At 72.4% G+C, this 24,839-nt stretch carries 27 protein-coding genes; 14 read left to right on the top strand and 13 right to left on the bottom strand.

The window, feature by feature from the left end:
• Together ACWCSD_RS20865 and ACWCSD_RS20860 are read left to right on the top strand one after the other, a co-directional pair.
• Positions 1–971, top strand: a 971-nt coding sequence (locus ACWCSD_RS20865; protein ID WP_449916989.1) for a hypothetical protein, incomplete at its 5' end; no start/stop codon positions are given.
• 75 nt (positions 972–1,046) lie between these two features.
• Positions 1,047–1,481: a BP74-related protein gene (locus ACWCSD_RS20860; RefSeq protein WP_449916986.1), complete on the top strand. Its 435-nt coding sequence runs from the start codon at positions 1,047–1,049 to the stop codon at positions 1,479–1,481.
• Between the two features lie 9 nt (positions 1,482–1,490).
• Here the strand turns inward: ACWCSD_RS20860 and ACWCSD_RS20855 are convergent, their stop codons facing one another.
• Genes ACWCSD_RS20855 through ACWCSD_RS20845 form a run of 3 tightly spaced genes read right to left on the bottom strand, consistent with a single transcriptional unit; the run spans position 1,491 to position 2,591 of the window.
• Complete coding sequence (locus tag ACWCSD_RS20855) at positions 1,491–1,922, bottom strand: SRPBCC family protein (RefSeq protein ID WP_352351748.1); 432 nt, start codon at positions 1,920–1,922, stop codon at positions 1,491–1,493.
• On the bottom strand, positions 1,915–2,241 hold the full coding sequence (locus ACWCSD_RS20850) for an ArsR/SmtB family transcription factor (RefSeq protein ID WP_358293072.1): 327 nt from the start codon (positions 2,239–2,241) through the stop codon (positions 1,915–1,917). The genes ACWCSD_RS20855 and ACWCSD_RS20850 overlap by 8 nt, the downstream gene beginning before the upstream one ends.
• Positions 2,238–2,591, bottom strand: coding sequence for a VOC family protein (locus ACWCSD_RS20845; RefSeq protein WP_387669864.1), 354 nt, complete (start codon positions 2,589–2,591; stop codon positions 2,238–2,240). The genes ACWCSD_RS20850 and ACWCSD_RS20845 overlap by 4 nt, the downstream gene beginning before the upstream one ends.
• A gap of 104 nt (positions 2,592–2,695) precedes the next feature.
• Between ACWCSD_RS20845 and ACWCSD_RS20840 the strand changes: the two genes are divergently transcribed.
• Positions 2,696–3,379: a permease prefix domain 1-containing protein gene (locus ACWCSD_RS20840; protein ID WP_449916981.1), complete on the top strand. Its 684-nt coding sequence runs from the start codon at positions 2,696–2,698 to the stop codon at positions 3,377–3,379.
• Here ACWCSD_RS20840 and ACWCSD_RS20835 read toward each other — a convergent pair.
• Complete coding sequence (locus tag ACWCSD_RS20835) at positions 3,371–3,730, bottom strand: helix-turn-helix transcriptional regulator (RefSeq protein WP_449916978.1); 360 nt, start codon at positions 3,728–3,730, stop codon at positions 3,371–3,373. The two genes, ACWCSD_RS20840 and ACWCSD_RS20835, sit on opposite strands and share 9 nt — an antisense overlap.
• Positions 3,731–3,819: 89 nt before the next feature.
• On the opposite strand from ACWCSD_RS20835, the gene ACWCSD_RS20830 reads away from it, so the two are divergent.
• The 8 genes from ACWCSD_RS20830 to ACWCSD_RS20795 all read left to right on the top strand — a co-directional run bounded on the left by ACWCSD_RS20830 (position 3,820) and on the right by ACWCSD_RS20795 (position 11,820).
• Positions 3,820–4,989 (top strand): cytochrome ubiquinol oxidase subunit I, encoded by a 1,170-nt coding sequence (locus ACWCSD_RS20830; protein WP_387669868.1) that lies wholly within the window; start codon positions 3,820–3,822, stop codon positions 4,987–4,989.
• A 10-nt stretch (positions 4,990–4,999) separates the two neighbouring features.
• The gene (locus tag ACWCSD_RS20825; RefSeq protein WP_449916975.1) at positions 5,000–5,764 is read left to right on the top strand and encodes a cytochrome d ubiquinol oxidase subunit II; all 765 of its coding nucleotides are present in this window, start codon (positions 5,000–5,002) and stop codon (positions 5,762–5,764) included.
• Positions 5,765–5,771: 7 nt separating this feature from the next.
• Positions 5,772–7,499 (top strand): thiol reductant ABC exporter subunit CydD, encoded by a 1,728-nt coding sequence (cydD, locus tag ACWCSD_RS20820; RefSeq protein WP_449916973.1) that lies wholly within the window; start codon positions 5,772–5,774, stop codon positions 7,497–7,499.
• Complete coding sequence (gene cydC / locus ACWCSD_RS20815; RefSeq protein WP_449916971.1) at positions 7,496–9,175, top strand: thiol reductant ABC exporter subunit CydC; 1,680 nt, start codon at positions 7,496–7,498, stop codon at positions 9,173–9,175. Before cydD ends, cydC begins: the two co-directional genes overlap by 4 nt.
• 81 nt (positions 9,176–9,256) lie before the next feature.
• Positions 9,257–9,877 carry a hypothetical protein gene (locus tag ACWCSD_RS20810; RefSeq protein WP_397164276.1) on the top strand — a complete coding sequence of 207 codons (621 nt, stop codon included), beginning with the start codon at positions 9,257–9,259 and terminating at the stop codon, positions 9,875–9,877.
• On the top strand, positions 9,874–10,197 hold the full coding sequence (locus ACWCSD_RS20805) for a winged helix-turn-helix domain-containing protein (RefSeq protein ID WP_352328377.1): 324 nt from the start codon (positions 9,874–9,876) through the stop codon (positions 10,195–10,197). Before ACWCSD_RS20810 ends, ACWCSD_RS20805 begins: the two co-directional genes overlap by 4 nt.
• On the top strand, positions 10,194–11,087 hold the full coding sequence (locus ACWCSD_RS20800; RefSeq protein ID WP_397164275.1) for an ABC transporter ATP-binding protein: 894 nt from the start codon (positions 10,194–10,196) through the stop codon (positions 11,085–11,087). Before ACWCSD_RS20805 ends, ACWCSD_RS20800 begins: the two co-directional genes overlap by 4 nt.
• Positions 11,080–11,820 carry an ABC transporter permease gene (locus ACWCSD_RS20795; protein WP_364333811.1) on the top strand — a complete coding sequence of 247 codons (741 nt, stop codon included), beginning with the start codon at positions 11,080–11,082 and terminating at the stop codon, positions 11,818–11,820. The genes ACWCSD_RS20800 and ACWCSD_RS20795 overlap by 8 nt, the downstream gene beginning before the upstream one ends.
• A 70-nt stretch (positions 11,821–11,890) precedes the next feature.
• On the opposite strand, the gene ACWCSD_RS20790 is transcribed toward ACWCSD_RS20795, so the two are convergent.
• The 8 genes from ACWCSD_RS20790 to ACWCSD_RS20755 all read right to left on the bottom strand — a co-directional run bounded on the left by ACWCSD_RS20790 (position 11,891) and on the right by ACWCSD_RS20755 (position 19,470).
• Entirely contained in the window at positions 11,891–13,123 is a 1,233-nt protein-coding gene (locus ACWCSD_RS20790; protein WP_397164273.1) for a S1C family serine protease, read from the bottom strand.
• A gap of 199 nt (positions 13,124–13,322) precedes the next feature.
• Positions 13,323–13,592, bottom strand: coding sequence for a hypothetical protein (locus ACWCSD_RS20785; protein ID WP_397164272.1), 270 nt, complete (start codon positions 13,590–13,592; stop codon positions 13,323–13,325).
• Between the two features lie 91 nt (positions 13,593–13,683).
• Entirely contained in the window at positions 13,684–14,172 is a 489-nt protein-coding gene (locus tag ACWCSD_RS20780) for a DUF5946 family protein (protein WP_449916965.1), read from the bottom strand.
• A 68-nt stretch (positions 14,173–14,240) separates the two neighbouring features.
• Positions 14,241–15,776: an AMP-binding protein gene (locus tag ACWCSD_RS20775; RefSeq protein WP_449916963.1), complete on the bottom strand. Its 1,536-nt coding sequence runs from the start codon at positions 15,774–15,776 to the stop codon at positions 14,241–14,243.
• Positions 15,777–15,905: 129 nt separating this feature from the next.
• Complete coding sequence (locus tag ACWCSD_RS20770) at positions 15,906–16,733, bottom strand: MetQ/NlpA family ABC transporter substrate-binding protein (RefSeq protein ID WP_397164269.1); 828 nt, start codon at positions 16,731–16,733, stop codon at positions 15,906–15,908.
• A gap of 10 nt (positions 16,734–16,743) precedes the next feature.
• Entirely contained in the window at positions 16,744–17,400 is a 657-nt protein-coding gene (locus tag ACWCSD_RS20765; RefSeq protein WP_352329100.1) for a methionine ABC transporter permease, read from the bottom strand.
• Positions 17,397–18,359 (bottom strand): methionine ABC transporter ATP-binding protein, encoded by a 963-nt coding sequence (locus ACWCSD_RS20760; RefSeq protein WP_397164268.1) that lies wholly within the window; start codon positions 18,357–18,359, stop codon positions 17,397–17,399. The genes ACWCSD_RS20765 and ACWCSD_RS20760 overlap by 4 nt, the downstream gene beginning before the upstream one ends.
• A gap of 298 nt (positions 18,360–18,657) precedes the next feature.
• Positions 18,658–19,470 (bottom strand): SAM-dependent methyltransferase, encoded by an 813-nt coding sequence (locus ACWCSD_RS20755; protein WP_449916958.1) that lies wholly within the window; start codon positions 19,468–19,470, stop codon positions 18,658–18,660.
• A gap of 39 nt (positions 19,471–19,509) precedes the next feature.
• Here ACWCSD_RS20755 and ACWCSD_RS20750 point away from each other — a divergent pair, with 39 nt between their 5' ends.
• Complete coding sequence (locus ACWCSD_RS20750) at positions 19,510–19,929, top strand: MarR family winged helix-turn-helix transcriptional regulator (protein WP_397164264.1); 420 nt, start codon at positions 19,510–19,512, stop codon at positions 19,927–19,929.
• Positions 19,930–20,050: 121 nt separating this feature from the next.
• Here ACWCSD_RS20750 and lon read toward each other — a convergent pair whose 3' ends face one another.
• Complete coding sequence (lon, locus tag ACWCSD_RS20745) at positions 20,051–22,411, bottom strand: endopeptidase La (RefSeq protein ID WP_358293121.1); 2,361 nt, start codon at positions 22,409–22,411, stop codon at positions 20,051–20,053.
• Positions 22,412–22,587: 176 nt separating this feature from the next.
• On the opposite strand from lon, the gene ACWCSD_RS20740 reads away from it, so the two are divergent.
• Positions 22,588–24,048, top strand: coding sequence for a sensor histidine kinase (locus ACWCSD_RS20740; protein WP_449916954.1), 1,461 nt, complete (start codon positions 22,588–22,590; stop codon positions 24,046–24,048).
• On the top strand, positions 24,045–24,701 hold the full coding sequence (locus ACWCSD_RS20735) for a response regulator transcription factor (RefSeq protein WP_358293127.1): 657 nt from the start codon (positions 24,045–24,047) through the stop codon (positions 24,699–24,701). The genes ACWCSD_RS20740 and ACWCSD_RS20735 overlap by 4 nt, the downstream gene beginning before the upstream one ends.
• Positions 24,702–24,839: the final 138 nt, after the last annotated feature.

Raw genomic sequence — 24,839 nt, 5'->3', positions numbered from 1 at the left:
ATCGCCTGCGGGCGCGCAACCTGGCGGCCCTGTGGCCCGGGTTCCGGCGCGCGGGGATGCGCTGCCTGGTGCTGGCCGGGTTCGTGGACACGCCCGAGGAGGTCGGCGAGTACACCGCGCTGCTGCCCGGCGCGGCGTTCACCGTGTGCCGGTTGCGGGTGCCCCACGCGGAGCTGCGGGAGCGGTTCCTGGGGCGGGGCTGGCGTCCGGACCTGGTGGAGGCGGCCGTGGCCGAGGCCGTCGAGCAGGACCGCAGCCGGTACACCGACCTGTGCGTGGACACCGGCGGCCGGACAGTGGCCGAGACGGCCCGGCTGGTGCTCGACCGGCTGGGCGGCTGGCCGCCGCCCGTCCCCGCCACCGAGTCGGCGCCCGCCCCGGCCGATCCGGGCGGGGGTGTCGGTTCCGGCGTGCCGGTTCCCCTGGTGTGGTTCTCGGGGGCGACGGCGGCCGGGAAGTCGACGGTCGGCTACGAGGTCTTCAGCCGCGTCCACCGGTCGGGCGTCCGGGCCGCCTACGTCGATCTGCGGCAGATCGCCGCGCTGCGCCCGTCCACCGAGGAGGAGGGCCGCCGGCTCAGGGCGCACGGCCTGGCCGCGCTGTGGGACGGGTACCGGGCGGCCGGGGCCGGATGCCTGGTCGTCTCCGGCGGAGCGGACTCCGACGAGACCGTCCGCGCCTGCACCACCCTGCTTCCCGGCCTGACCCCGACCGTGTTCCGGCTGCACGCCTCCCCCGCCACGCTGCTGGAACGCGTGCTGCTGCGCGGCCGGGGAGGCGGCCCGGCGATGCCCGGCGACGAGCTGCGGGGGCTCGGCCCGGACGCCCTGCGGGCCGTGGCCGGGCGGGCTGCGCGGGAGGCCGCCGCCCTCGACCGGGCGGGGGCGGGCGACGTGCGCCTGGACACCGACGGCCGGCCGCCGCAGGAGGTGGCCGCGCAGGTCATGGCCCATCTCCGGCTTCCGTCCTAGTGACTTTGCGCATTCATCCGATTACTTTGGGTGACGAGCCGCAGAGTGCGGCCGACAGTTTCGGAGGTGTCCCCCGTGCCCCGCATCGTCACCAAGATCAGCGCTGTGCTGGCGTCCGTCGTCCTGCTCGCCGCGGCGGGAGCCGTCCCGGCCCAGGCGGCCGGAGAGGCGTCCTTCGAGTTCACCGACACCGACGGCCGGTCCCGGTTCGTCATGCAGCTCACCGACCCCGCCTCCATCCGGCACGCCCGCGACCTGTTGTCCGGCGCCACCGACGAGCGGCCGCACGTGCACGGCCGCATCGTCAAGCGGCCCGTCGCCTACAACGCCCGGTGGAGCTACCACCTGCAGCCCGAGACGATCAATTTCTTCGACATGGCCATCGAGGTCTGCGACGCGAGCATGACGTACGTGGAGGAGCACCTCGACGAGGCGGGCGGCGCGTTCCTGCCGGGCGGCCACTGGTGCCCGTGGAGCTCGCGCCTGACCCGCGAGCTGCCGCCCATGTAGGGGCCCGGCTCAGAGGGTGGCGGCCAGGTCTTCGATGACGGTGAAGTGCCGGGGCCAGCCGCCGCCCATGATCCGGCGGGAGAGCTGCTGGGTGGGGTCGTCGGGGTCGAAGCCCTCGTGGTCGAGGAACAGCCGGGTGCCCCGGCCCTCCGGCACCAGCCGCCAGGTGACCGTCCAGTCGGCCTGCTTGCGGTCGCTCCAGCTGATCCGCAGCAGCTTCTCCGCCTCGAACTCCAGCACCTGACAGTGGACCGTCCCGTCGAACCCCACCGCCTTCCTGGGCTGGGTGGTGAAGGTGAACCGGTGGCCCACCTCCAGCCGGAAGTCGTTGGGCATCAGCCAGCGGGCCATCAGCTCGGGGTCGGTCAGCGCCCGCCACACCTTGGCCGGCGGGTGCTTGAGGAACTCGTCCAGCCTGATCGCGGTCCGGTCCTCAGCCATCCTCTTCCTCCATCTCGTCGAGCAGCGCCGACAGGCCGGTCAGCTTCTCGCGCCAGAACCTCTCGTACGGGGTGAGCCAGTCGCGGATCTCCATGAGCGGCTCGGCCTCCAGCTGGTAGTGCCGTTCGCGCCCCTTGCGGGCCTCGGCCACGAGCCCGGCGTCCTTGAGCACCTTGAGATGCTCCGAGACGCTGGGCCGGCTCATGTCGAAGCGCTCTGCCAGCCGTCCGGCGGGCTGGGGGCCCTCCTGGAGCAGCAGGCGCAGCAGTTCGCGCCGGGCCGGGCTGGCCAGCGCGGTGAAGACGTGGTCGGCGGTCATGCCTGGCTGACCACGAACCCGTTGCCGAAGGGGTCCTGGAAGAGGAGCTGGCGTCCCCACGCCTGCTCGCTCGGCCCCTCGAAGGCGACGTCGTGCGCGGCGAGCCGGGCGGCCAGCGCGTCGAGGTCGGGCGCGGCCACCACGAGTCCGCCGACGGGGGCCATGTCGGGGAACCAGGAGGCCAGCAGGAGCGTGGTCGCCGCACCCTTGGGGGCGACGGTGAGCCAGCGGCCCATGGGGAACGGGTTGTCGGTGCGCACCTCGAAGTCGAGCACGCCGGTGTAGAAGTCGAGCGCCCGTGCCTGGTCGGCGACGGGCACGGTGACGGTGAGGATCCCGGAAATCAGCATGTCGGACACTATACGTAGGATTTTTCCGACATATCAAGTCGCGGCGTGAAATATCGGGGACTTCCCTGATAGGCCATCGGCGGCTCACTCCGTAAACTGGGATCATGCGGATCGACGACTACGTGGCCGACCTCGATCGCGCGCTCTCCGGCCCGTCCGGCGCGAAGCGCGACCTGGTCGTCGAGGCCCGCGACAGCCTGTCCGACACCGCCGACGCCCTGGAGGCCGACGGCCTCGACCGCGCCGAGGCCGAGCGGCTGGCGGTCGCCGAGTTCGGCCCGGTCACCGAGATCGCCCCCGGCTACCAGAGCGAGCTGACCGCCGTGGCCGGGCGGCGGCTGGGTCTGCTGCTGTTCATCAGCGTCCCGCTGACCGCGCTCATGTGGTCGATGGTGTGGCGCACCTACCCCGCCGACCCGGCGCTGTGGGTGGGCCGTCCGGCCTGGTACCACCTGATCTCGAAGCTGCTCGACATCTGCCAGCTCGCCACCGGCCTGTACGGCGGCCTCGCCCTGCTGGCGCTGGGCCGGGGCGCGCGCTGGATCCGCCGTCCGCACCTGGTGACCAGGTCGCTGGGCATCGTCGTGTGGGGCATGCTGCCGCTCGGTGGCGCCATGAGCCTCGCGCTGTCCTACAGCCCGCCCGGGCCGGGCACGATGACCGGCTACCTGCCCGCGTTCCTGGCGAACCTGGTCACGACCGCGTTCTGGGGCCTGCAGATCTACGGCGCCACGCGCTGCCTGCGGGTCAGCCGCACCCGCCGGCCCACCGCCGCTCCGTCAGCCTGAGGCTCGCGCCTCGGCCCGTACGTCGGCCCGGGTGTCGGCCTGGAGCACGCCGCCGATCACGCTGGTGAACTCCCGCCAGGCCGACCGCTCCCCTTCGAGCTGCTTCCTGCCCGGGTCGGTCAGCCGGTACGTGCGCCGCTTGCGCCCGCCCACCGTGGCCCACTCGCTGGCCAGGTAGCCGACCCGCTCCAGCCGCCGCAGCGCCGGATAGACGGTGCCGGTGGGCACGCTCAGCGCGCCCCCGCTGCGCTCCTGGAGCGCCTCGATGATCGCGTAGCCGTGCAGCGGCTCCCGCTCCAGCACCGAGAGCAGCAACGCGTCCATGTGCCCGCGCAGCGCGTCTGGATTCATGCTCCTGATCCTAGACAACCGTTCGCCATGTAGCCAGTCTACATGTAGGCTGCCTATATGTAGGTAGACACAACAACGGAGTCGATCGAATGGACGTACTCGAACTCGCCCGCACGCAGTTCGCCGTGACGGGAAGCCTGCACTTCCTGTTCGTCGTGCTCACGCTCGGGCTGGCGCCGGTCGTGGCGCTCATGCACACCCGCCACGTGCTCTCCGGCAGCGCGCTGCACGGCGGCATGACGCGGTTCTGGGGGCAGATCTACGTCATCAACTACGCCCTGGGCATCGTCACCGGCCTGGTGATGGAGTTCCAGTTCGGGCTGTCGTGGAGCGGGCTGTCCCACTACGCCGGAGACGTGTTCGGCGCGCCGCTGGCCATGGAGACGCTGGTGGCCTTCTTCCTGGAGTCCACGTTCCTGGGGCTGTGGATCTTCGGGTGGGGGCGGCTGCCCAAGTGGCTGCACCTGGCCTGCATCTGGCTGGTGACGCTGACCGCGTACGCCAGCGCGTTCTTCATCATGGTCGCCAACTCCTTCCTGCAGAACCCGGCCGGCTCGGTGGTCAGGAACGGCCGGCTGGAGCTGGTCGACTTCGGCGCCCTGCTCACCAACAAGACGCTGGTCTTCTCCTTCCCCCACGTCATCGGCGCGGGGCTGCTGACCGGCGGCCTGGTGCTGGCCGGGGCCAGCGCGTACCAGCTGCGGCGGCGCACCCGCGAGACGCTGTTCTTCACCAAGTCGCTGCGCACGGGGGTCGGCGTGGCGGCGGTCGGCGCCTTCCTGGCCCTGGGCTTCGGGTACGCGCAGTTCGGCGGCGTCCAGGAGGGCAAGTTCGACGGCGACGCGGGCGCCGGGGTGCCGCTCGGGCTCATGATCGAGATCGGCCAGCTCCTGGCGTTCGTGCTGCTGTTCGTGCTCCTGCCGCTCATCTACTGGCTGCCGCGCTGGCGGTGGACGCACCTCGTGCTGATCGTGATGACCCCGGTGCCGTTCGCGCTGGCCATCCTGGGCTGGATGGCAAGAGAGATCGGCCGCCAGCCGTGGATGGTCTGGCACAAGCTCACCGTGGCCGACGCCCTGACGCCCGGCCTGACCTCGGGCATGGTCACGGCCTCGCTGATCGGGTTCGCCGGCGTGCTGGGGCTGCTGGCGGTCGTCGACTACGTCCTCATCGCCCGGGTCGTCCGGCGCGGCCCGCGCGACCTCGACCTCGGGGCGGTCCCGGCCGGCGCCGAGCCCGCCCCGGCGCTGAGCTACTAGGAGTGCTGACATGGAAGTGATCTGGTTCCTGTTCTTCGCGGTGCTGCTGGCCGGGTACTTCGCCCTGGAGGGCTTCGACCTCGGCGTCGGCCTGCTGCTGCCGGTGCTGGGCAGGACGCGCGGCAACCGCGACCGCATGGTGGCCGCGATGGCGCCGTTCGTGCTGGCCAACGAGGTGTGGCTGGTGGCGGTGGCCGGGACGCTGTTCGGGGTGTACCCACGCCTGGAGGGCGAGGTGCTGTTCGGGCTGTACCCGCTGGTGGTGGCCATGCTGCTGAGCTGGATCGTGCGCGACGCCGGGCTGTGGTTCCGGCGGCGGCTGGACGGCGCGAGGTGGCGCGGCTTCTGGGACGCGATGATCGCGTTCGGGTCGCTGGGGTTGTCCTTCGGGTGGGGCATGGCGCTGCACGCCGCCGCGACCGGGTTCGCCTCCTCGCCGGTGAATCCGGTCGGGGTGCTGCTGGGCGTGCTGGTGACGCTGCTGTTCGCCTTCCACGGGTGGATGTTCCTGGCCTGGCGGGAGCCGGGAGCGTTCGGGGCCGTGCGGTCGGGGCGGGCGCTGCTGCTGTCCGGGCTGGTGGCAGCGCTGCCCGCGATCGGCCTGCTGGCGGGGGCCATGCCGTACTTGCTGGAGCACAGCGCGCCGGCGACTACGTTGAATGTGCTCAGTGTCATGGCGTTGCCGTTCGCGCCGATCATGCTGGGCGCGCAAGTATGGGTATGGCGGACTTTCCGGCCAGGTAAGGGCGCCATCCCGCTCCCCTCGTTCTTCTGAAGGCCACGTGCATAAGGATCTTCTGCGGCTCATGCGGGCCGAGCGCTCGGTGCGCCGCCACCTGACCGTCACCATGGTCGCGGCCGTGCTCGCCGGGCTGCTCGTGCTCGCGCAGGCCGAGCTGCTGGCCGGCGTGCTGTCGGGCCGCTTCACCGCCGCCGCGCTGGGGGCGCTCGCCGCCGTCGTGGGCGTCCGGGCGCTGCTGGCCTGGACGCAGGGCGTCTTCGCCGGGCGCACCGCGACGGGCGTGAAGTCCGCGCTGCGCCACCGGCTGCTGGCCCGCCTGGGCGAGCTGGGGCCGTCCAGGCTGACCGGTCACCGGTCGGGCGAGCTGGTCACGCTGACCGGCCGCGGCCTGGACGGCCTCGACGCCTACCTGACCGGCTACCTGCCCTCGATCGCGGTGGCGGCCGTGGTGCCGGTGGCCGTGCTGGTCCGGCTGTTCGCCGCCGACCTGGGCAGCGCGGTGATCGTCCTGGTGACGCTGCCGCTGATCCCCGTCTTCGGCGCGCTGGTGGGCATGACGACCAAGGCCGTCACCGAGCGGCAGTTCCACGCCCTGTCGCGGCTCGGCGGGCATTTCCTCGACGTGGTGCGCGGGCTGCCCACGCTGCGCGCCTTCGGGCGGGCCCGCTACCAGGCCACGGTCATCCGGCAGGTCGCCGACGCCCACCGCAGCGCGACCATGCGCACCTTGCGGGTGGCGTTCCTGTCGTCGCTGGTGCTGGAGCTGTGCGCGTCGCTGTCGCTGGCGCTGGTGGCGGTGCCGATCGGGCTGCGGCTGCTCGGCGGCTCGCTGGACCTGACGACGGCGCTGCTGGTGCTGCTGCTGGCGCCGGAGGCGTACCTGCCGCTGAGGGCCATGGGGACCCGGTTCCACGCCTCCATGGAGGGGGTGGCCGCCGCCGACGCGGCCTTCGCCGTCCTGGACGAGGCCGCCGGCGACCCGTCCGGCCCGGCCCGCCCGTACGACGGGCAGGGCGCGCCGGAGATCCGCCTGGAGAACGTGACCGTCCGCTACCCCGGCAGGGACGAGCCCGCCCTGGAGAACGTGACGCTCACCATCGCGCCCGGCCAGCGGGTGGCGCTGGTCGGCGAGAGCGGCGGCGGCAAGAGCACCCTCCTCCACCTGGTCCTGGGCTTCCTGCGCCCGTCCGAGGGACGCGTCCTGGTCGACGGCGCCGACCTGCGCGAGCTGGACCTGGACAGCTGGCGGGCGGCCCTGGCGTACGTGCCGCAGCGGCCCCACCTGTTCACCACCTCCGTGGCCGACAACATCCGGCTGGGCGCGCCCGGCGCCACCCTGGAGGAGGTCCGGCGGGCGGCCGCCGCCGCGCACGCCGACTTCGTGGACGGCCTGCCCCAGGGTTTCGACACCGTGGTCGGCGAGCGCGGCGCGAACCTGTCGGCCGGCCAGCGGCAGCGCGTGGCGCTGGCCCGCGGCTTCTGCCGCCCGGACGCCACGGCGCTGCTGCTCGACGAGCCCACCGCCCGCCTCGACGGCCGCAGCGAGGCAGCCGTCGTGGCCGCCACCGCGCAGCTGGCGCGGGGGCGCACCGCCGTCATCGTCGCCCACCGGCCCGCGATGATCGACCTCGCCGACCGGATCGTGCGGGTGCACGAGGGCCGCGTCGTCTCCGACACCACCCGCGACCGGCCGCCGGCCCACCCGGACGGCGACGGTCAACGGGAGCCGCAGAGCGCGGTCTCCCTTCCCGAGGGGAGCGCGCGATGAACCGGCGCATGGGCACCCGCCTGGCCTGGGCCGTGCTGGCCGGGGCGGCCGCCGACCTGGCCGGGCTGGGGCTGATCGCGGCCGCCGCCTGGCTGATCACCAGGGCCGCGCAGCAGCCGTCCCTGGCCGCGCTGAGCGTGGCCATCGTGGCGACCAGGGCGTTCGCGACCGGCAAGGGCGTCTTCCGCTACGCCGAACGGCTCACCGGCCACGACGTGGCCCTGCGCGCCCAGGCCGGCACCCGCGAGCGGCTCTACCAGGCGCTCGTCCCGCCCCAGCGTCCCCGCCACGGCGGCGCCGACCTGCTCAGCCGCATGGTGGACGACACCGAGGCCGTCCAGGACCTGCTGGTCCGCGCGCTGCTCCCGGCCGCCGCGGCGCTGCTGACCGGGCTGGCCGCGGTCGCCATCGGGCTGTTCGTGCTGCCGCTGACCGCGCTGGTGCTGGTGGCCGGGCTCGTGGTGGCGGGCGTCCTGCTGCCGGCCGCGACCGCCGCCGCCGCGCGCCGCTGGTCGGCCCGGATCGCGCCGGCCAGGGCCGCGCTGGCGGCCCGCGTGGCCGACCTCGTGCACGGCTCGGCCGACCTGGCCGCCTACGGCGCGGGCGAGCGGGCGCTGTCCGGCGCGCTGTCCGCCGACGAGGCGCTGGCCGCGCTGGAGCGCCGGCAGTCGCGCGTGCACGCCGCCGCCCTGGCGGTCGGGACGCTGGCCCAGGGCCTGACGGTGGCGGCCATCGTGCTGCTGGCCCAGGGGGCGGGCGCCGGCTCCGTCGCGACGGCGGTGCTCGCGCTGACCGCGCTGGTGTCGTTCGAGCCGGTGCTGCCGCTGGCGGCGGCGGGCGAGCGGATGGCCGGGATCACCGCAGCGATCCGGCGGCTGCGCGAGGTCCGCGCCGCCGCGCCGGCCGTCACCGAGCCGGCCGCGCCCGCGCCCGTGCCGTCGGCTCCGCTGACGGTCGAGGTCGACGACCTCGTCGTCCGCCACCCCGACGCCGCGCGCCCCGCACTCGACGGCGTCTCCCTGCGCCTGACCCCCGGCCGCCGGGTGGCGATCGTGGGCCCGAGCGGGGCGGGCAAGAGCACGCTGCTGGCCGCGCTGATGCGCCTGGTCGAGCCCGAGTCGGGAAGCGTGCGCGTCAATGGGACCGACCTGCGCGACCTGTCCGGCGACGACGTCCGCACGCTGATGACCGGCCTCACCCAGGACCCGTACATCTTCCGCACCACCCTGCGCGACAACCTGCGCCTGGCCGGGCCGGACGCCGGCGACGAGCGGCTGACGGCGGCCGTGCGGGAGGCCAGGCTCGGCCCGTGGGTCGAGCGCACCGGCTGGGACGCCGAGCTCGGCGAGGACGGCAGGACCGTCTCCGGCGGCCAGCTCCAGCGCCTGGCCCTGGCCAGGGCGCTGCTGTACGACCCGCCCGTGCTGCTGCTGGACGAGCCCGCCGAGGCGCTCGACGAGGAGACCGCCGACCGCCTGATGGCCGACCTGCTGGACGTCATCCGCGACCGCACCACCGTGCTGGTGACCCATCGGCTCAAGGGCCTGGAGTCGGTGGACGAGGTCGTGGTGCTCGATGAGGGCCGCGTCGTCCAGCGCGGACGGCACGACGAGCTGGTGGCGGCGCCCGGGTACTACCGCGACCTGTGGGAGTCCGAGGCGCTGACCCGGCGGTAGCCGTTCCTCTTGCCCTCGCTTTGAGTTTGCGCCGCCATCAGGTTTATGATGCAAACCTGTTTGCGGGTAAGAGGAGTTGGCATGGTTGACGACGATCGGGCGCGTACTCCCGAGGAGACGCTGCGGCTGATCGAGCAGCAGCGCTCCGCCACGGTCCGGCGCCTGCACGGCGACCCGGTGCTGCTCTACGTGCCCTGGGGCGTGGCCTGGCTGCTCGGCTTCACGGCGCTGTTCCTGCACTACGGCCTCGACGGCGTCCCCTACGCGCCGATCTCCCGCCCGCAGGCGCTCATGGTGCTGTTCGCGGGCATGTCGCTGGCCGGGGCGATCGCGATCTTCGGCATGGTGAAGATGGGGGCGCAGGTCCGCGGCGAGACCTCCGCCAAGGGCATGATGTACGGCTACGCCTGGGCGGCCGGCCTGGTCTCCATGACGGTGCTCGCCATCCGCCTCAGCCCCCAGCTCCCGGCCGCCGAGAGCGGCCTGCTGTGGGGCGGCGGATTCATGATGCTCGTCGCGCTGCTCTACATGGCCGGCGGCGCGATCTGGACGTACTGGCCGATGTTCTTCGTCGGCGTGTGGGCGGCGGTGGTCAACGGCGTGGGCGTCATGCTCGGCGCCGGCTGGCACGCGCTGCTGACGGCCGTGCTGACCGGCGGCGGCTACATCGCGGCCGGCGTCGTGCTGCGGCGGCGGATGTGAGCCCCGACGGGGCCGTCCCCGAGCTCGACCCGGTGATCCACGCGCAGGCCAGGCTGCGGGTGGTCGCCACGCTCAACACCCTCGGCGGGCGCGACGAGATCGCCTTCCCCTCGCTGAAGGACCTGCTCGGGATGACGGCCGGCAACCTCTCGGTGCACCTGACCAAGCTGGAGGACGCCGGTTACGTCCGCATCACCAAGACCCACAAAGGCCGCACCCCCGTCACCTACGTCGCGCTCACCCAGCGCGGACGGCTGGCCTTCGAGGACTACACCAAGGCGATCCGCGCCTTGCTCGACAACGCTGGAGGAACCCCATGACGGCCCTCGCCAGAACGGTGGAGGTCACCCGCCGCTACGGGGACGTGCTCGCGCTCGACCGCGTCTCGCTCGACATCCGGGCAGGAGAGCTGGTCGGCCTGCTCGGCCCGAACGGCGCGGGCAAGTCCACCCTGATCAACCTCTTCGTCGGGCTGCGCCGCCCGACCTCCGGCACGGTCGAGCTGTTCGGCGGCTCACCCCAGGATCCCGTCATCCGCCGGGGCATCGGCGTGACCCCGCAGGAGACCGGCCTGCCCGAGTCGCTGCGGGTCGGCGAGATCGCCGACTTCGTGCGCGCCCACTTCCCCGACGCGCTCGGCAGGGACGAACTGCTCGACCGCTTCGGCCTGAGCGACCTGGTCAAGCGGCAGGTGGGCGGGCTGTCCGGCGGCCAGAAGCGGCGCCTGGCCGTGGCGCTGGCCTTCGCCGGCCGCCCGCGCCTGGTGTTCCTGGACGAGCCGACGACCGGCCTCGACGTCGAGGCCAGGCGCACCCTCTGGGACGGCATCCAGGCCTTCCACGCCGAAGGCGGCACGGTCGTCCTGACCAGCCACTACCTGGAGGAGATCGAGGCGCTGGCCCAGCGCGTGGTCGTCGTCGGGCAGGGACGCGTCCTGGCCGACGACACCGTGCGGGCCGTGCGCGACATGGTGGGGGTGCGGCGCGTCTCGCTCGACGCCGGGGACCTGCCCGAGCTGCCCGGCGTGCTCAGCACCGAACGCCAGGAAGGCCGCGTCAGCCTGCTGACCACCGATCCCGACCGGCTGGTGGTCGAGCTGGTGCGCAGCGGCGTCCCGTTCTCGGGGCTGGAGGTCAGGCCGACCACGCTGGAGGAGGCCTTCCTCACCATCACCTCGACCTCGCCCCCCAAGGAGAGCGCGCATGTCTAGCCTGATCGTGGCCCACACCCGGCTGCAGCTCGTCGAGCAGTTCAGGGTGCCCATCGGGATCCTGGCCAGCTCCATGTTCCCGGCCATCTCGATGCTGGCGTTCGTGGTGCCGTTCGCGGGCGGCGACCCGGCGGCGGCGACGTCGGCGACGGGGGCGCTGATGTTCTTCGGCGCCATGTCCTCGGCGGTGATCGGGCTCAGCGCGTCGGTCTCGCAGGATCGCGAGCAGCCCTGGGACCCCTACACGCGCACGCTGCCCGCCGGGCCGTTCCCGCGCCTGGCCGGGCGGATGGTCTCGACGGTGGTCCTCATGCTGCTGTCGGTGGTGCCGGTGCTGGTGGTCGCGGCCCTGCTGACCGAGGCGGTCATCACGCCGGTCCGGCTGGCCCTGGGGCTGGCCGCGCTGGTCGGCGGAGGGGTGCCGTTCATGCTGATCGGCCTGTTCCTCGGCCTGACGCTGCCGTCGAAGGCGGCGCTCGCGGTGGCGCAGATCGTCTTCTTCCCCGTGGCGATCGTGGGCGGGCTGATCCTGCCGCCGCAGATCCTGCCGGACATCGTGGAGGCCGTCTCGCCGTACGTTCCGTCCAGGGGCGCGGCCGAGCTGATCTGGGCGGCCATTTCGGGGGCCCGCCCTGACGGCATCGCGCTGATCATGCTGGGCGTCTGGACGGTGATCGCGGCGGCCGCCGCGACGTGGGCGTACCGCCGTGACGAGGGTCGGCGTTTCGCCTGATGGGGGGGTGTGCCGCCGAGTCCGCAGCGATCTCAACGGCACACCCGTCTCCGGGAGGGGGTCCTTGTGTTTACTTCTTCTCTTGGAGGGTGACGGTGGCCTCCGCGGACCGACCGTCCCTCATATATGTGATCTTGACCTGTTGGCCCGGTTTGAAACCTCTGACCTGTCCAACAACGGTATCGCCTGAGTCAACAGGTGTGTCCCCAATCTTGGTGATGAGGTCGCCCTCCTGCAGCCCGGCCTTGGCCGCCGGGCTTTCCGCGGTCACCTGCCGGATCAGCGCGCCGGGCACGTCGCCGGTGGCGTCGGTGACGCTCACGCCGAGGAAGGCGTGGCTGACCTTGCCGCTCTTGATGAGCTGCTCGGCGACCTGCTTGGCGGTGTTGACCGGGATCGCGAAGCCGACGCCGCCACCGGCCGCGTCGGAGGCGATGGCGGTGTTGATGCCGACGAGCGCGCCCGCCGCGTTCACCAGCGCGCCGCCGGAGTTGCCGGGGTTGATGGCGGCGTCGGTCTGGATGACGTCGCCGATGGTGGTTCCCTCCACCGGGGCCTGCTGCTCGCCGCCGAACCCGGGGGGAAGCTGCTGACGCTGCTCGCCGCCCAGCTTGAGCGTACGGTTCAGGGCGCTGACGATGCCCCTGCTGACCGACCCGTCCAGGCCGAGGGGGCTGCCGATGGCCAGCACGTCGTCGCCGACCTTGAGCTGGTCGCTGTCGCCCAGCGTGGCCTTGGTCAGGCCCGAGACGTCCTCGGCCTTGATGACCGCGAGGTCGGTGGCCGGGTCGGTGCCCACGACCTTGGCCTTGGCCGTCTTCCCGTCGCTGAACTTGACCGTCATCTGACCCCCGCCCTGCGAGGCGCCGACGACCACGTGGTTGTTGGTGAGGATGAGGCCGTCCTCGGAGAGCACGACCCCCGACCCCTCGCCCGTCTGCCCCTGGATCATGACCACCGAGGGCTGCACCCGCTCGGCCACCTCAGCGGTGGAGAGCTGGTTGGAGGCGGCCCTGAGCACCGGGCTCGGCGCGCTGACCACCTGCTGCGGCTCGGGCTGGAACGCGGTCGCGACGGCGGCCCCCACGACACCGCCGCCGATGGCCATCGCGGCCAGCGCGAGCCCGGCGACGGCCTTCTGCCCGGCGTTGAGCCGCGCCTTGACGGGGGTGGACGGCGGAGGAGGAGGCGGCTGCTCCATGACGATCGTGTCCCGCCGGGGGAAGCCCCCGGCGGCCGGCGGGGTGGCGCCGAACTGGCTCCACCCACCGGTGCCCTGCTCGCGAGGCTCGTTCGCGTTCATCTGTCATCTCCCTCAAGTCCCTATGACTCAAGGGTGCCAAGAGGTGCGTAAGACCTGGTTAAGGCGGTGATCGGAACTCTGTGAGACGACTCACTCACACCTTATCCGCGCTGCTCACGGGTCGGACTTCGGCCCATAAAAGCAGAAAAGAATCTACAAACCACGTTCGTACGGGGTGCGGCGCAGCCGGGCGGTGGGTTCACCGGCGGCGGGCGCGGACGGCCGCTTCGATGCGCAGGGCGAAGCCGCCCAGGGCGATCACCAGGTAGACGAGCAGCCACGCGGTGGGCTCGTCCTGCCACGGCGTGACGATGGTGAGCACCGACAGCGCCAGGCCCAGAAAGATGGCCACGTTGCCGACCACGCGCACCGCCGTGGCGGGGTCACCGTCCCCTCCGGTGGACGCCACGAGGACGGGGACTTGGACGGGGACTTGGTCGTCGGCGGGCTCGTCTGCTGAAGAGGTCACGGGTCGAGAGGCTGCCATCCCGAGATCAAGATCCGATAGCTGCCGGGTCCCCGATCCGTCAACGAGGGGCCACGGCCTCCGCCCCGGGGGGTCATGCCTGGAGGGAGCGCCAGGACTCCACCGTGGCCGCGGCGATCGTCTCGATGCGCCGGCCGTAGGCCGGATGGCCGTCGGACACGAAGCTGCCGTCGCGGACCGGGAGGTCGCTGAACGTGGCGCGGAAGTGCCGGGGCGGCCCGCCCGGCGGGAGCGGCGCGTACGCCGACAACGGATCCGGGTCGTGGGCCGGCCGCGCCCCGTGCCTGTTCCTGGCCACCTGGCGGGCTCCCACGCGAAGCAGCGCGTCCAGCCCCCGGTCCAGGCAGAGCTGCAACTGGCGGAACTGGTCGTCGAGGTACTTCGGGTGCGCCCCGGACGGATGCTGCAGGAAGTACGCGCAGACCACCACCGCGTGCCACCGGTACATGCCGGGATCGGCCTGCTCTTCGGCAAGGACGGCGTGGTAGTAGTCCACGCAGGCGCCCAGCGGTCCGGCGGCCGCGCCGCACTCGCACCGGGCCATGGTGAGACGCTCCGTCATGGCCCGCACCCTAGGCGGCCAGAGCGGCGTTGTCGAGGCACCGACCTCGACCCGGGCGGCCGGGGCGGTCAGGTGCGGGCGGGCCAGTATTCGTCCTTCAGGAGGCGTTTGTAGAGTTTGCCGGTCGGGTGGCGCGGAAGCTCGTCGCGGAAGTCGACCGACTTCGGGCACTTGTAGTGGGCCAGGTGCTCCCGGCAGTACGCGATCAGCTCCGCCTCCAGCGCCGGCCCCGCCTCCGCCGCCGTCATCGCCTGGACCACGGCTTTGACCTGCTCCCCCATCTCCTCGTCCGGTACGCCGAACACGGCCACGTCGGCCACCTTGGGATGCACGGCCAGCACGTTCTCGGCCTCCTGCGGGTAGATGTTCACCCCACCCGAGATGATCATGTACGAGCGGCGGTCCGTGAGGTACAGGAAACCGTCGGCGTCCAGGTAGCCGATGTCGCCGAGGGTGGTCCAGCCCCGGCCCTTCGGGTCCTGCGCCGAGCGGGTCTTGTCGGGGTCGCCGTGGTACTCGAAGCGGGCGCCGTTCTCGAAGTAGACCGTGCCGTGCTCGCCCGGCGGCAGGTCCTCGCCCTCCTCGTCGCATATGTGCACGACGCCGAGCAGCGAGCGGCCGACCGTGCCCTTGTGCTCCAGCCAGTCCTGGGAGCCGACGTAGAGGAAGCCGTTGCCCTCGGTGCCCGCGTAGTACTCGTGGATCACCGGCCCCCACCAGGAGATCATCTGCTCCTTGACCGGCACGGGACACGGCGCGGCCGCGTGGATGGCGCAGACCAGCGACGACAGGTCGTACTTCTTCCGGGTCTCCTCCGGCAGCTTCAGCATCTTGATGAACATCGTCGGGACGAGCTGCGAGTGCGTCACCCCGTACCGCTCGACCAGCCGCAGGTACTCCTCGGGGTCGAAGCGTTCCATCACCACCACCGTGGCGCCGAGCCGCTGGAAGGACAGGCAGTAGCGCAGCGGCGCGGCGTGGTACAGCGGCGCGGGCGAGAGGTAGACGCTGTCGGCCGACGGCGCGAACAGCGCCTGGATGAGCCGGACCAGCGTGTTCGACTCGGTCAGCGGGGCCAGCGAGGCGGCCACCTTGACGCCCTTCGGACGCCCGGTCGTGCCGGAGGAGTAGAGCATGTCGGCGCCCTGGCACTCGTCGGCGATCGGGGTGACCGGGCAGCCGGCCACCGTCTCCTCGTAGGAGGCGAAGCCCTCGGCGAGGCCGTCGAGCATGAGCCGCAGCTCCACCCGCGGCGTGGCGTCGGTGATCGAGGTGGCCACCTCCGCCAGGTTCGCGCTGGAGATGAAGACCCGGGCGCCGCAGTTGTCCACGATGTAGGCGAGTTCGTCGGTCTGCAGGCGGGAGCTGATCGGCGTGTAGTACAGGCCCGCGCGGTGCGCGGCCCAGGCGACGGCCAGGAAGAGCGGGTGGTTGGCGAGCATGAAGGCGACGTGGTCGCCGGGCCTGAGCCCGGCCGCGCGGAAGGCGTGGGCCAGGCGGTTGGACTCCTCTTCGAGCTCGCGGTAGGTGAGGATTTGCCCGGAGCCCGCCATGATCACAGCGGGCTTGTCGGGGGTGACGGCTGCGATGGCTCCCGGGTACATATTAGAACAGTATTCGGTCCGTCGGCGGCGGCGCTAGGGCGCGCCGAAGCCGCGGCTCCCCGGTGGGGAAGCCGCGGCTTCGGCGTCGGCCGACGCCGGGATCACTCGGCGCGGATCACTCGGCGCGGATCACTCGGCGGGGATCACCGAGCCCTCGTACTTCTGCTTGATGAAGTCCTTGACCTTCGGGTCCTGGAGCAGCTTGCCGAGGGTGACGATGTTGGCGTCCTTCTCGTGGCCGGCCTGGACGACGAGCCCGTTGACGTACGGGTTGCCCTCGGTCTTCTCCAGCACCAGCGCCTGGCTCGCGGGCTTGAGCCCGGCCTCGATGGCGTAGTTGCCGTTGATCACCGCGGCGTCCACGTCCTCGAGCGAGCGCGGGAGCTGGGCCGCCTCAAGGGGCTTGAACTGCAGCTTCTTGGGGTTGTCCGTGACGTCGCGCTCGGTGGCCGCGGTGCCCGCGCCGTCCTTGAGCTTGACCAGGCCGTTGTCGGCGAGCAGCTTGAGCGAGCGGCCGAGGTTCGTGGCGTCGTTGGGGACGGCCACGGTGGCGCCGTCCGCCAGCGCCGACAGCGAGGTGATCTTCTTGGAGTACAGGCCGAGCGGCTCCAGGTGCACCGGGGTGACGAAGCTCAGCTTGGTGCCCTTGGAGGCGTTGAAGTCGTCCAGGTAGGGCTTGTGCTGGAAGAAGTTGGCGTTCAGCTGGCCCTCGTCGAGCTGCACGTTCGGCTGGACGTAGTCGCTGAACTCGACGATCTCCAGCTTCAGCCCGGCGGCCGGGGCCAGGTTGTCCTTGACGAACTTCAGGATCTCGCCGTGCGGGACGGCGCTCGCGCCCACCTTCAGCACCGTGTCGGCCGACTCGGCGGCGGGGGTGGACGTCGCGGACTGCGACGTACCGCATGCGGCGAGCAACAGAGACAGCGCAGCAGCACCCAATATCGAGCGAATCTTCATGATTTTTCCCTTACTTATGTGAAATGCGCCGAGCGACCCAGTCGCCCAGACTCTGCAGAATTTGCACGATGACGATGAGCAGGACGACGGTCACGATCATCACGAGCGTCTCGAACCGCTGGTAGCCGTAGCGCACGGCCAGGTCGCCGAGCCCGCCGCCACCGACGGTGCCCGCCATGGCCGAGTACCCGATGAGCGCGACGATCGTGACGGTCAGCCCCGACACCAGGCCCGGCAGCGCCTCGGGCAGCAGGACCTTGCGCACGATGGCGGTCCGGCTCGCCCCCATGGCCTGCGCGGCCTGGACGACGTCGGTGCCGACCTCGCGCAGCGCCGTCTCGACCAGCCGGGCGAAGAACGGCACGGCCCCCACGGTCAGCGGCACCACCACGGCCGCGGTGCCGATCGTGGTCCCGATGACGAGCCGGGTGAACGGGATGATCGCGATCATCAACACGATGAACGGCAGCGACCGCCCGATGTTGACGACGATCCCCAGCACGGACTTCAACGCCGGCAGCGGGCGCAGCCCGTCCCGGTCGAAGGCCACCAGCGCCACGCCGAGCGGCAGCCCGAACAGCACGGTGAACAGCGTGGCCCAGCCCACCATCTGGGCGGTCTCCCACGTGGCCGGCCACAGCAGCGGCGCGATCTCTTCCCAGGTCATGCGGCCTCCCCCGCGACTTCGACGAGCAACCCCGACTCCCGCAGGAACGACAGCGCCGAGGACGACTCCGCGCCGGTCAGCGCCACGCGCAGGCGGCCGACCGAACCGCCGGCCAGCTCCTCGATCGAGCCGCCGAGGATGTTGACGTCCACGTCGAACTTGCGCGCCAACTCCGAGACCAGCGGACGGCCCGGGTCACCGGTGAAGGTGAGCGTGACGGAACCGGCCGGAGCCGGCTCGGGCAGCGGGAAGATCTCCCTGGTCAGCCGGGATCCGGGGGTCCTGATGAGGTCGGCGATCGCCCCCGACTCCTCGACGCGGCCCCCGGCCATGATCGCGACCGAGTCGCAGACGCTCTTGACGACGTTCATCTCGTGGGTGATGAGCAGGATCGTCAGGCCAAGCTCGGCGTTGAGCCGCTTGAGCAGGGCGAGGATCGACTGGGTGGTGGCCGGGTCCAGCGCGGAGGTGGCCTCGTCCGACAGCAGCACCGACGGGTTGCCCGCCAGCGCCCTGGCGATGCCGACGCGCTGCTTCTGGCCGCCGGAGAGCTGGTGGGGGCGGTCGCCGCCGCGGCCCTGGAGGCCGACGAGGTCGAGCAGCTCGGCCACGCGCCGCTGCCGTTCGGCCCTGGGCACGCCCATGACCTCCAGCGGGAAGGCGACGTTGCCGGCCACCGTGCGCGAGGACAGCAGCGCGAAGTGCTGGTGGATCATGCCGATGCGCTGCCTGGCGCGGTTGAGCTCGCGGCCGGGCAGGGCGGTCAGGTCCTGCCCGGCGACGGTGACCGTGCCCGCGGTGGGGCGTTCGAGCAGGTTGACGCAGCGCAGCAGCGTGCTCTTGCCGGCGCCGCTCTGGCCGAGCACGCCGTAGATCTCGCCCTCGCGCACATGCAGGTCGACGCCGTCGAGCGCGACGGTCTGGCCGTACTGCTTGCGCAGGCCGGAAGCCTGGATCACGAAATTTCCCCACGAGTGAGAGCGGCCGGGTGGCGGGCCGCTTCCTTACACGAACATCACCGTCGGAGCGGTGGGATCTAGTGGCTGCCCGGAGGGAACGGCAGGTGGCTCAGCCTGCGCAGCACGAAGCAGAAAGTGTGGATCATGGTGACCTTCGAGGAGAACGGGCGGGGATCTGGTCTCTAACGGGCCGGCATTCGCCCCATACGCATGCGACAACACATGGCGTCCCGGTGGGCGCGGTGGTCGTTCGCGTATGCCTCGTTCACGCCGGTGCTAACGCCGCCTTTACATACTCCTATTCCGGGGAATTGTGGTGATCTGCGTCACTCAGCACCGCGGTGAGGAAACCGCCGCGCGGGGCGGGGCGGCCGTACCGGGCGGCGAGGGTGGAAGCATCGACCGTACGCGTCCGCCAGCCGCGGGCCGTCAGCCGGGCGACGGCGTCCGCGCCCGGGCCGCCCTTCCAGAGGGTGGCGATCCGCCGCAGCTCGGGCATCATGCGCACCCGCTCGGCGAGCACGGCGGCCGCGGCCGGGTCGTGCTCGAAAGCGAGCCTGCTGCCCGCGGCCGACAGCGCGCACACGCCGTCGAGGAGCCGCCCGGCCTCAGCCGGGCTCAGGTAGATCAGCAGGCCCTCGATCAGCCAGGCCGTCGGCCGCGCGGGGTCGAACCCGGCCGCGCGCAGGCTGCCCGGCCAGTCCTCGCGCAGGTCCACCGGCACCGGGACGCGCTCGCACCGCGCCGTCGCGGCCAGCCCGCGCAGCACGCCGTCCTTGAACGCCAGCAGCTCGGGCAGGTCGAGCTCGAACAGCCGCACGCCCGGCGGCCAGTCCAGCCGGAAGGCGCGGGCGTCGAGCCCGGCGGCCAGCAGGACGACCTGGTCGCAGCCGGAACCGCTCAGGTGGTCGTCGAAGAACCTGGTCCGGAACACCAGGTGGGCGCCGAAGAGATCACCCGCTCCGCTCCCCCGGCCCGCGTCCGGCGACCCGGCGTCCGCCGCCGCCACGAAGGCGCCCGCGTACGGGTCCTCGAACAGCCGGTCGGGCCGTTCGCTCTCGCGCGCCCGTAACCGGGCCGCGCCCACCGCCGTCCTCGCCACCCCATTCATATCGCTGACGATACATCTCCAGCGATACAATCGGCCACCATGAACGTGGCACGACTGCGCAGGCTCGGACGACGGCTGGTGGAGCTGTCGAAGACGGCGGCCGGCGAGACCAAGGGCCCGCCCCTCACCCCCGGCGAGGAGGCCGTCTTCGAGGACGTGCTGCGCCACCCGGGCGGCACCGTCGGCGAGATCCAGGCCAGGACGGGCTTCGTCCAGAGCCACGTGTCGGCCTCGGTGGCCCGGATGCGCGAGCGCGGCCTCGTCCGGACCGAACCCGACCCCGGCGACGGGCGGCGCACCCTGGTCACGCTGACGGATCCGGCGCTGGCCGCGGTCCACCGCCGGGCGGCCAGGCCGGTGGAGGAGGCGGTGCGCGCGGCGGTCGGCGACGATCCCGAACGCGCGGCCCGGGTCATGGCGCTGCTGGCGGAACTGGAGTCGCTGCTGCTCACCGACTGACCCGATTCACCGGCTCGTTCCCGGCCCCTCGCGCGCCGTTCGTTCAGGCCCCCGTACATGGAGCCGCCCCGCCGCATCCGGGTGCGGCGGGGCGGTGCCGGGGCAGCCCCCGGGCGCGGCGTCAGGCCGCGACCGTGGTGGCGACCTCGGCCGGGGTCAGCGCGATGTCGAGGACCTCGCGCACGTCGCTGACCGCGTGGATGGTCAGCTCGTTGCGCACCTCCTCGGGCACGTCGTCCAGGTCGGGCTCGTTGCGGGCCGGGATGAGCACCGTGGTGATGCCCGCCCGGTGGGCGGCCAGCAGCTTCTGCTTGACGCCGCCGATCGGCAGGACCCGCCCGGTCAGCGAGATCTCACCGGTCATGGCGACGTCGGCGCGGACCTGGCGGCCCGACAGGAGCGAGGCCAGCGCGGTCGTCAGCGTCACGCCCGCCGAGGGACCGTCCTTGGGGACGGCGCCCGCGGGGAAGTGCACGTGGACCGAGCGGTCCTTCAGCGCGGTGACCGGCAGCTCCAGCTCCGCGCCGTGCGAGCGCAGGTAGGACAGCGCGATCCGGGCCGACTCCTTCATCACGTCGCCGAGCTGGCCGGTCAGGGTCAGGCCGGTCTCGCCGGTCTCCGGGTCGGCCAGCGACGCCTCCACGTAGAGGACGTCGCCGCCGGCCCCGGTCACCGCCAGGCCCGTGGCCACGCCCGGCACGGAGGTGCGCTGGGTGGACTCGGGCAGCGACGACTCCGGCACGAACCGCGGCCTGCCGATGTAGCCGACCAGGTCGTCCGGGCCGACCGTGACGGGCAGCTCGTCCTTGGCCGCCACCTTGCGCAGGATCCTGGCGACCGCCCGCTCCAGCGAGCGCACGCCGGCCTCGCGGGTGTACTCGCCGGCCAGCCGCCGCAGCGCGCCGTCGTCGACCTTGACCTCCTCGGAGGTCAGCCCGGCGAGCTCCAGCTGCCTGGGCAGCAGGTGGTCGCGGGCGATGGCGACCTTCTCGTCCTCGGTGTAGCCGTCGAGGGTGACGACCTCCATGCGGTCGAGCAGCGGGCCGGGGATGGCCTCCAGCACGTTGGCCGTGGCCAGGAACAGCACGTCGGACAGGTCGAGCTCGACCTCGAGGTAGTGGTCGCGGAAGGTGTGGTTCTGGGCCGGGTCGAGGACCTCCAGCAGCGCCGCCGTGGGGTCGCCGCGGTAGTCGGCGCCGACCTTGTCGACCTCGTCGAGCAGGACGACCGGGTTCATCGAGCCGGCCTCGCGGATGGCCCGGACGACGCGGCCCGGCAGGGCGCCGACGTAGGTGCGCCGGTGCCCGCGGATCTCGGCCTCGTCGCGTACGCCGCCGAGCGCGACCCGGACGAACTTGCGGCCCATCGCGCGCGCCACCGACTCGCCCAGGGACGTCTTGCCGACCCCGGGAGGACCGGCGAGCGCCAGGACGGCGCCGCTGCGCCGGCCGCTCACCACGCCGAGACCCTTGTCCTGGCGGCGCTTGCGCACGGCCAGGTGCTCGATGATGCGGTCCTTGACGTCGTCGAGGCCCGTGTGGTCGGCGTCGAGCACGGCCCGCGCGCCCGCGATGTCGTAGTTGTCCTCGGTACGCTCGTTCCACGGGATGTCGAGCACCGTGTCGAGCCAGGTGCGGATCCAGCCGCCCTCCGGGGACTGGTCGGAGGTGCGCTCCAGCTTGTCGACCTCCTTGAGTGCGGCCTCGCGCACCTTCTCCGGCAGGTCGGCGGCCTCGACGCGGGCCCGGTAGTCCTCCTCCTCGCTCTCGGCGGTGTCGCCGTTGAGCTCCTTCAGCTCCTTGCGGACCGCGGCGAGCTGCTGGCGCAGCAGGAACTCACGCTGCTGCTTCTCCATGCCCTCCTGGACGTCCTTGCGGATCGTCTCGGCGACGTCGAGCTCGGCGAGGTGCTCGCGGGACCACTCGATGAGCCTGGCCAGGCGGTCGGCCGGGTCGGCGGCCTCCAGCAGCTCGACCTTCTGGGCGGTGGTCAGCCACGGGGTGTAGCCGGAGCTGTCGGCCAGCACCGAGGGGTCGTCGATCTGGTTGACCTGGTCGACGACCTGCCAGGCGCCGCGCTTCTGCAGGATGGTGGTGGCCAGGGCCTTGTACTCCTTGGCCAGCTCCTGGGCGCGCTCGCCGGCCGGAACCGTGTCGATCGTGTCGGCCTCGACCCACAGTGCGGCGCCGGGGCCGGTGGTGCCGGTGCCCACGCGCACGCGGTTGACGCCGCGGACCACGGCGGCGGGCTCGCCGCCGGGCAACCTTCCGACCTGCTCGATCACGGCCTGGACGCCGACGGCGCCGTAACGGCCGTCGATCCGGGGAACGAGGAGGACCCGCGGCTTGTTACCACCGGACGCGCGGGCCGCGTCGATCGCAGCGCGCACCTCGGAGTCGGACAGGTCCAGCGGAACCACCATGCCCGGCAGGACGACCTCGTCGTCGAGCGGCAGGACCGGGAGGATCAAGCTCTCACTCATGCGAACTCCAAAGGGTTGAGTTATACCGACTCAATTCATTGGAGCGCGCTGTTGTTCCCAACCTTGCCGATGTTCGCTCACGGCGATCGTAATGTTGTAAGTGATACCTGAGGGTGACGTCAGGATCAGACCTTGGTCTGACGTCCGGCCGCCCGCCTTTCCGTATCCTTGACCAGGTGAATCACCGTGCCCGGCGCTCGGCGCCCCTCGCCTCCCGGGGCGACGCGCGCACCGGCCCTCCGGAGTCGCCCGGAGGAGCGGCCGGGCGGTTCGCCGTGGCGCTGTGGCGGGCCTCGCTGGCCGTGCTGCGGCCCTTCACGCTCGCGTTGCTGACGGGCAGCGCCGATCCCCCGTCCCGGCCGCGTTCCCGGTGGCTGCGGATGCCGGTGCCCCGATGGCTGGCGCCGCTGGTCCCGGTGAAGACGTACAGCCTGTTGCGGATCGCCGAGCTCCTGCTGGGCGTGGAGCTGTTCGGCGTGACGCTGTCCACGACCCAGGAGTGGAACGAGCAGGCCGCCGCCACGCCCGGCGATCCCGCGCCGCTCTGGGGCGGCGCCGTCGTCCTCGCGGCCCTGGCCGCCGGCCTGCCCGTGGTGCTGCGGAACCGGTGGCCGCTGGCGGCCTGGCGGGCGGCCGCCGTGCTGACCCCCGTCGCCGTCTGCGCCAGCCTCACGATCGGGCAGGACGAGGGCTACGCGCCCTACCCGGTCGCGGTGGGGGTGGCGTACCTGCTGGCGCTCTATTCCGTGGGCGTGCGCTGCGATCGGCGGATCACGGTGGGGGCCGGGATCCTCACCGTCCTGTTGTGCCTGGCCGTCGACGTCGACTCGACGCCGGTGGTGGCCGGCGTGGCCGTGGTCGTGCTGCTGTTCGGCTACAACGTGCGCGCCCGGCGCAACGCCACGGCCCTGCTCATCGAGGAGGAGCGGCGCACCCGGCAGGCCGAGGGCGCGCAGGCGGTGCTGGAGGAGCGCGCCCGCATCGCCCGCGAGCTGCACGACGTGGTGGCCCACCACATGTCGGTGATCGCCATCCAGGCCGAGGCCGTGCCGCTCAGGGCCGCGGGCGACGCGTCCCAGCTGGAGGCGGGGCTGGCCGAGATCCGCGCGTTGTCCCTGGAGGCCATCAACGAGCTGCGCCAGGTCCTCGGCGTGCTGCGCGACCCCGAGGGCCGCACCGACACCGCGCCGCAGCCCGGCCTCGACCGGCTGGAGGAGCTGGTGGCCAACGCCCGCAACGCGGGGCTGACCGTGGCGGTCGACCGGCGGCGGTCGATCGGGCGGCTGTCGCCCGCGGTGGGGTTGTCGGCGTACCGGATCGTGCAGGAGTCGCTCAGCAACGCGATGCGGCACGCGCCGGGGTCGAGCGTCACCGTGGAGATCACCGCCGACGCCGGCACGCTGCGCCTGCGCGTCGCCAACGGCCCCGGCCGCTCCCCCGCGGCGGCGCCCGGCGCGGGCCAGGGGCTGGTGGGCATGCGGGAACGCGCGGCGCTGCTCGGCGGCACGCTCGACGCCGGGCCCACGCGCGGCGGCGGTTACCAGGTGAGCGCCGCGTTGCCGACGGAACCGCCGGTCGAGTCATCAAGCGGGCCGGCCACAGGGCTGCCGATCGAGGAGAGGGAGGGCGCCGCGTGATCCGCGTGCTGATCGCCGACGACCAGGGGATGGTCCGCACGGGGTTCACCGTGTTCCTGAGCGGCCAGCCGGACATCGAGGTCGTGGGCGAGGCGGCCGACGGCCGTGAGGCGGTGACGCGGGCCGTCGCGCTGAGCCCCGACGTGGTGCTGATGGACGTGCGCATGCCGGTCATGAACGGGCTGGAGGCGACCCGGGAGGTGCTGGCGGCGTGCCCGGCGTCGAAGGTGCTCATCCTGACCACGTTCGACCTCGACGACTACGTCTACGAGGCGCTGCGGGCGGGGGCCAGCGGGTTCCTGCTCAAGGACGCCTCGGCGGCCCAGCTCGCCGAGGCCGTCCGCGTGGTCGCCGCCGGCGACGCGCTCATCGCGCCGGCCATCACCAAGCGGCTGATCCACGAGTTCGCCCGGCTGGGCGGGCCCCGTCCGCCGTCGGGGAGGCGTCCGGAGGAGCTGACCGAACGCGAGACGGAGGTGCTGATCCTGGTCGCCCAGGCGATGTCCAACCAGGAGATCGCCCAGAAGCTGTTCGTGGCCGAGCAGACGGTCAAGACACATGTGGGCCGCGTGCTGACCAAACTGGGGTTGCGTGACCGCGCCCAGGCCATCGTCTTCGCCTACGAAACCGGCCTCGTCCGCCCCGGCGAGTAACCCGTCCCCGAACAAACACCCAGCGCTGGAACACGGACGGACATGAGGCCGGGGCGGCACCGAGCGCCACAGCACGACACCACAAGAGCCCAACGTACGAGTACGGCGCTGCCCAGGGCACGACGAGCCGGCAAGCCC

The sequence above is a fragment of the Nonomuraea sp. NPDC001684 genome, assembly GCF_053596515.1.
The sequence above is the reverse complement of the archived record's forward strand: the minus strand, read 5'-3'. Positions and strand labels throughout refer to the sequence as shown.

Bases quoted from the DNA above. Each gene is read 5' to 3' on its own strand.
- ACWCSD_RS20855 (WP_352351748.1), bottom strand. From the start codon at position 1,922: ATGGCTGAGGACCGGACCGCGATCAGGCTGGACGAGTTCCTCAAGCAC.
- ACWCSD_RS20850 (WP_358293072.1), bottom strand. From the start codon at position 2,241: ATGACCGCCGACCACGTCTTCACCGCGCTGGCCAGCCCGGCCCGGCGC.
- ACWCSD_RS20845 (WP_387669864.1), bottom strand. From the start codon at position 2,591: ATGCTGATTTCCGGGATCCTCACCGTCACCGTGCCCGTCGCCGACCAG.
- ACWCSD_RS20840 (WP_449916981.1), top strand. From the start codon at position 2,696: ATGCGGATCGACGACTACGTGGCCGACCTCGATCGCGCGCTCTCCGGC.
- ACWCSD_RS20835 (WP_449916978.1), bottom strand. From the start codon at position 3,730: ATGAATCCAGACGCGCTGCGCGGGCACATGGACGCGTTGCTGCTCTCG.
- ACWCSD_RS20830 (WP_387669868.1), top strand. From the start codon at position 3,820: ATGGACGTACTCGAACTCGCCCGCACGCAGTTCGCCGTGACGGGAAGC.
- ACWCSD_RS20825 (WP_449916975.1), top strand. From the start codon at position 5,000: ATGGAAGTGATCTGGTTCCTGTTCTTCGCGGTGCTGCTGGCCGGGTAC.
- cydC (WP_449916971.1), top strand. From the start codon at position 7,496: ATGAACCGGCGCATGGGCACCCGCCTGGCCTGGGCCGTGCTGGCCGGG.
- ACWCSD_RS20810 (WP_397164276.1), top strand. From the start codon at position 9,257: ATGGTTGACGACGATCGGGCGCGTACTCCCGAGGAGACGCTGCGGCTG.
- ACWCSD_RS20800 (WP_397164275.1), top strand. From the start codon at position 10,194: ATGACGGCCCTCGCCAGAACGGTGGAGGTCACCCGCCGCTACGGGGAC.
- ACWCSD_RS20795 (WP_364333811.1), top strand. From the start codon at position 11,080: ATGTCTAGCCTGATCGTGGCCCACACCCGGCTGCAGCTCGTCGAGCAG.
- ACWCSD_RS20790 (WP_397164273.1), bottom strand. From the start codon at position 13,123: ATGAACGCGAACGAGCCTCGCGAGCAGGGCACCGGTGGGTGGAGCCAG.
- ACWCSD_RS20780 (WP_449916965.1), bottom strand. From the start codon at position 14,172: ATGACGGAGCGTCTCACCATGGCCCGGTGCGAGTGCGGCGCGGCCGCC.
- ACWCSD_RS20775 (WP_449916963.1), bottom strand. From the start codon at position 15,776: ATGTACCCGGGAGCCATCGCAGCCGTCACCCCCGACAAGCCCGCTGTG.
- ACWCSD_RS20770 (WP_397164269.1), bottom strand. From the start codon at position 16,733: ATGAAGATTCGCTCGATATTGGGTGCTGCTGCGCTGTCTCTGTTGCTC.
- ACWCSD_RS20765 (WP_352329100.1), bottom strand. From the start codon at position 17,400: ATGACCTGGGAAGAGATCGCGCCGCTGCTGTGGCCGGCCACGTGGGAG.
- ACWCSD_RS20755 (WP_449916958.1), bottom strand. From the start codon at position 19,470: ATGAATGGGGTGGCGAGGACGGCGGTGGGCGCGGCCCGGTTACGGGCG.
- ACWCSD_RS20750 (WP_397164264.1), top strand. From the start codon at position 19,510: ATGAACGTGGCACGACTGCGCAGGCTCGGACGACGGCTGGTGGAGCTG.
- lon (WP_358293121.1), bottom strand. From the start codon at position 22,411: ATGAGTGAGAGCTTGATCCTCCCGGTCCTGCCGCTCGACGACGAGGTC.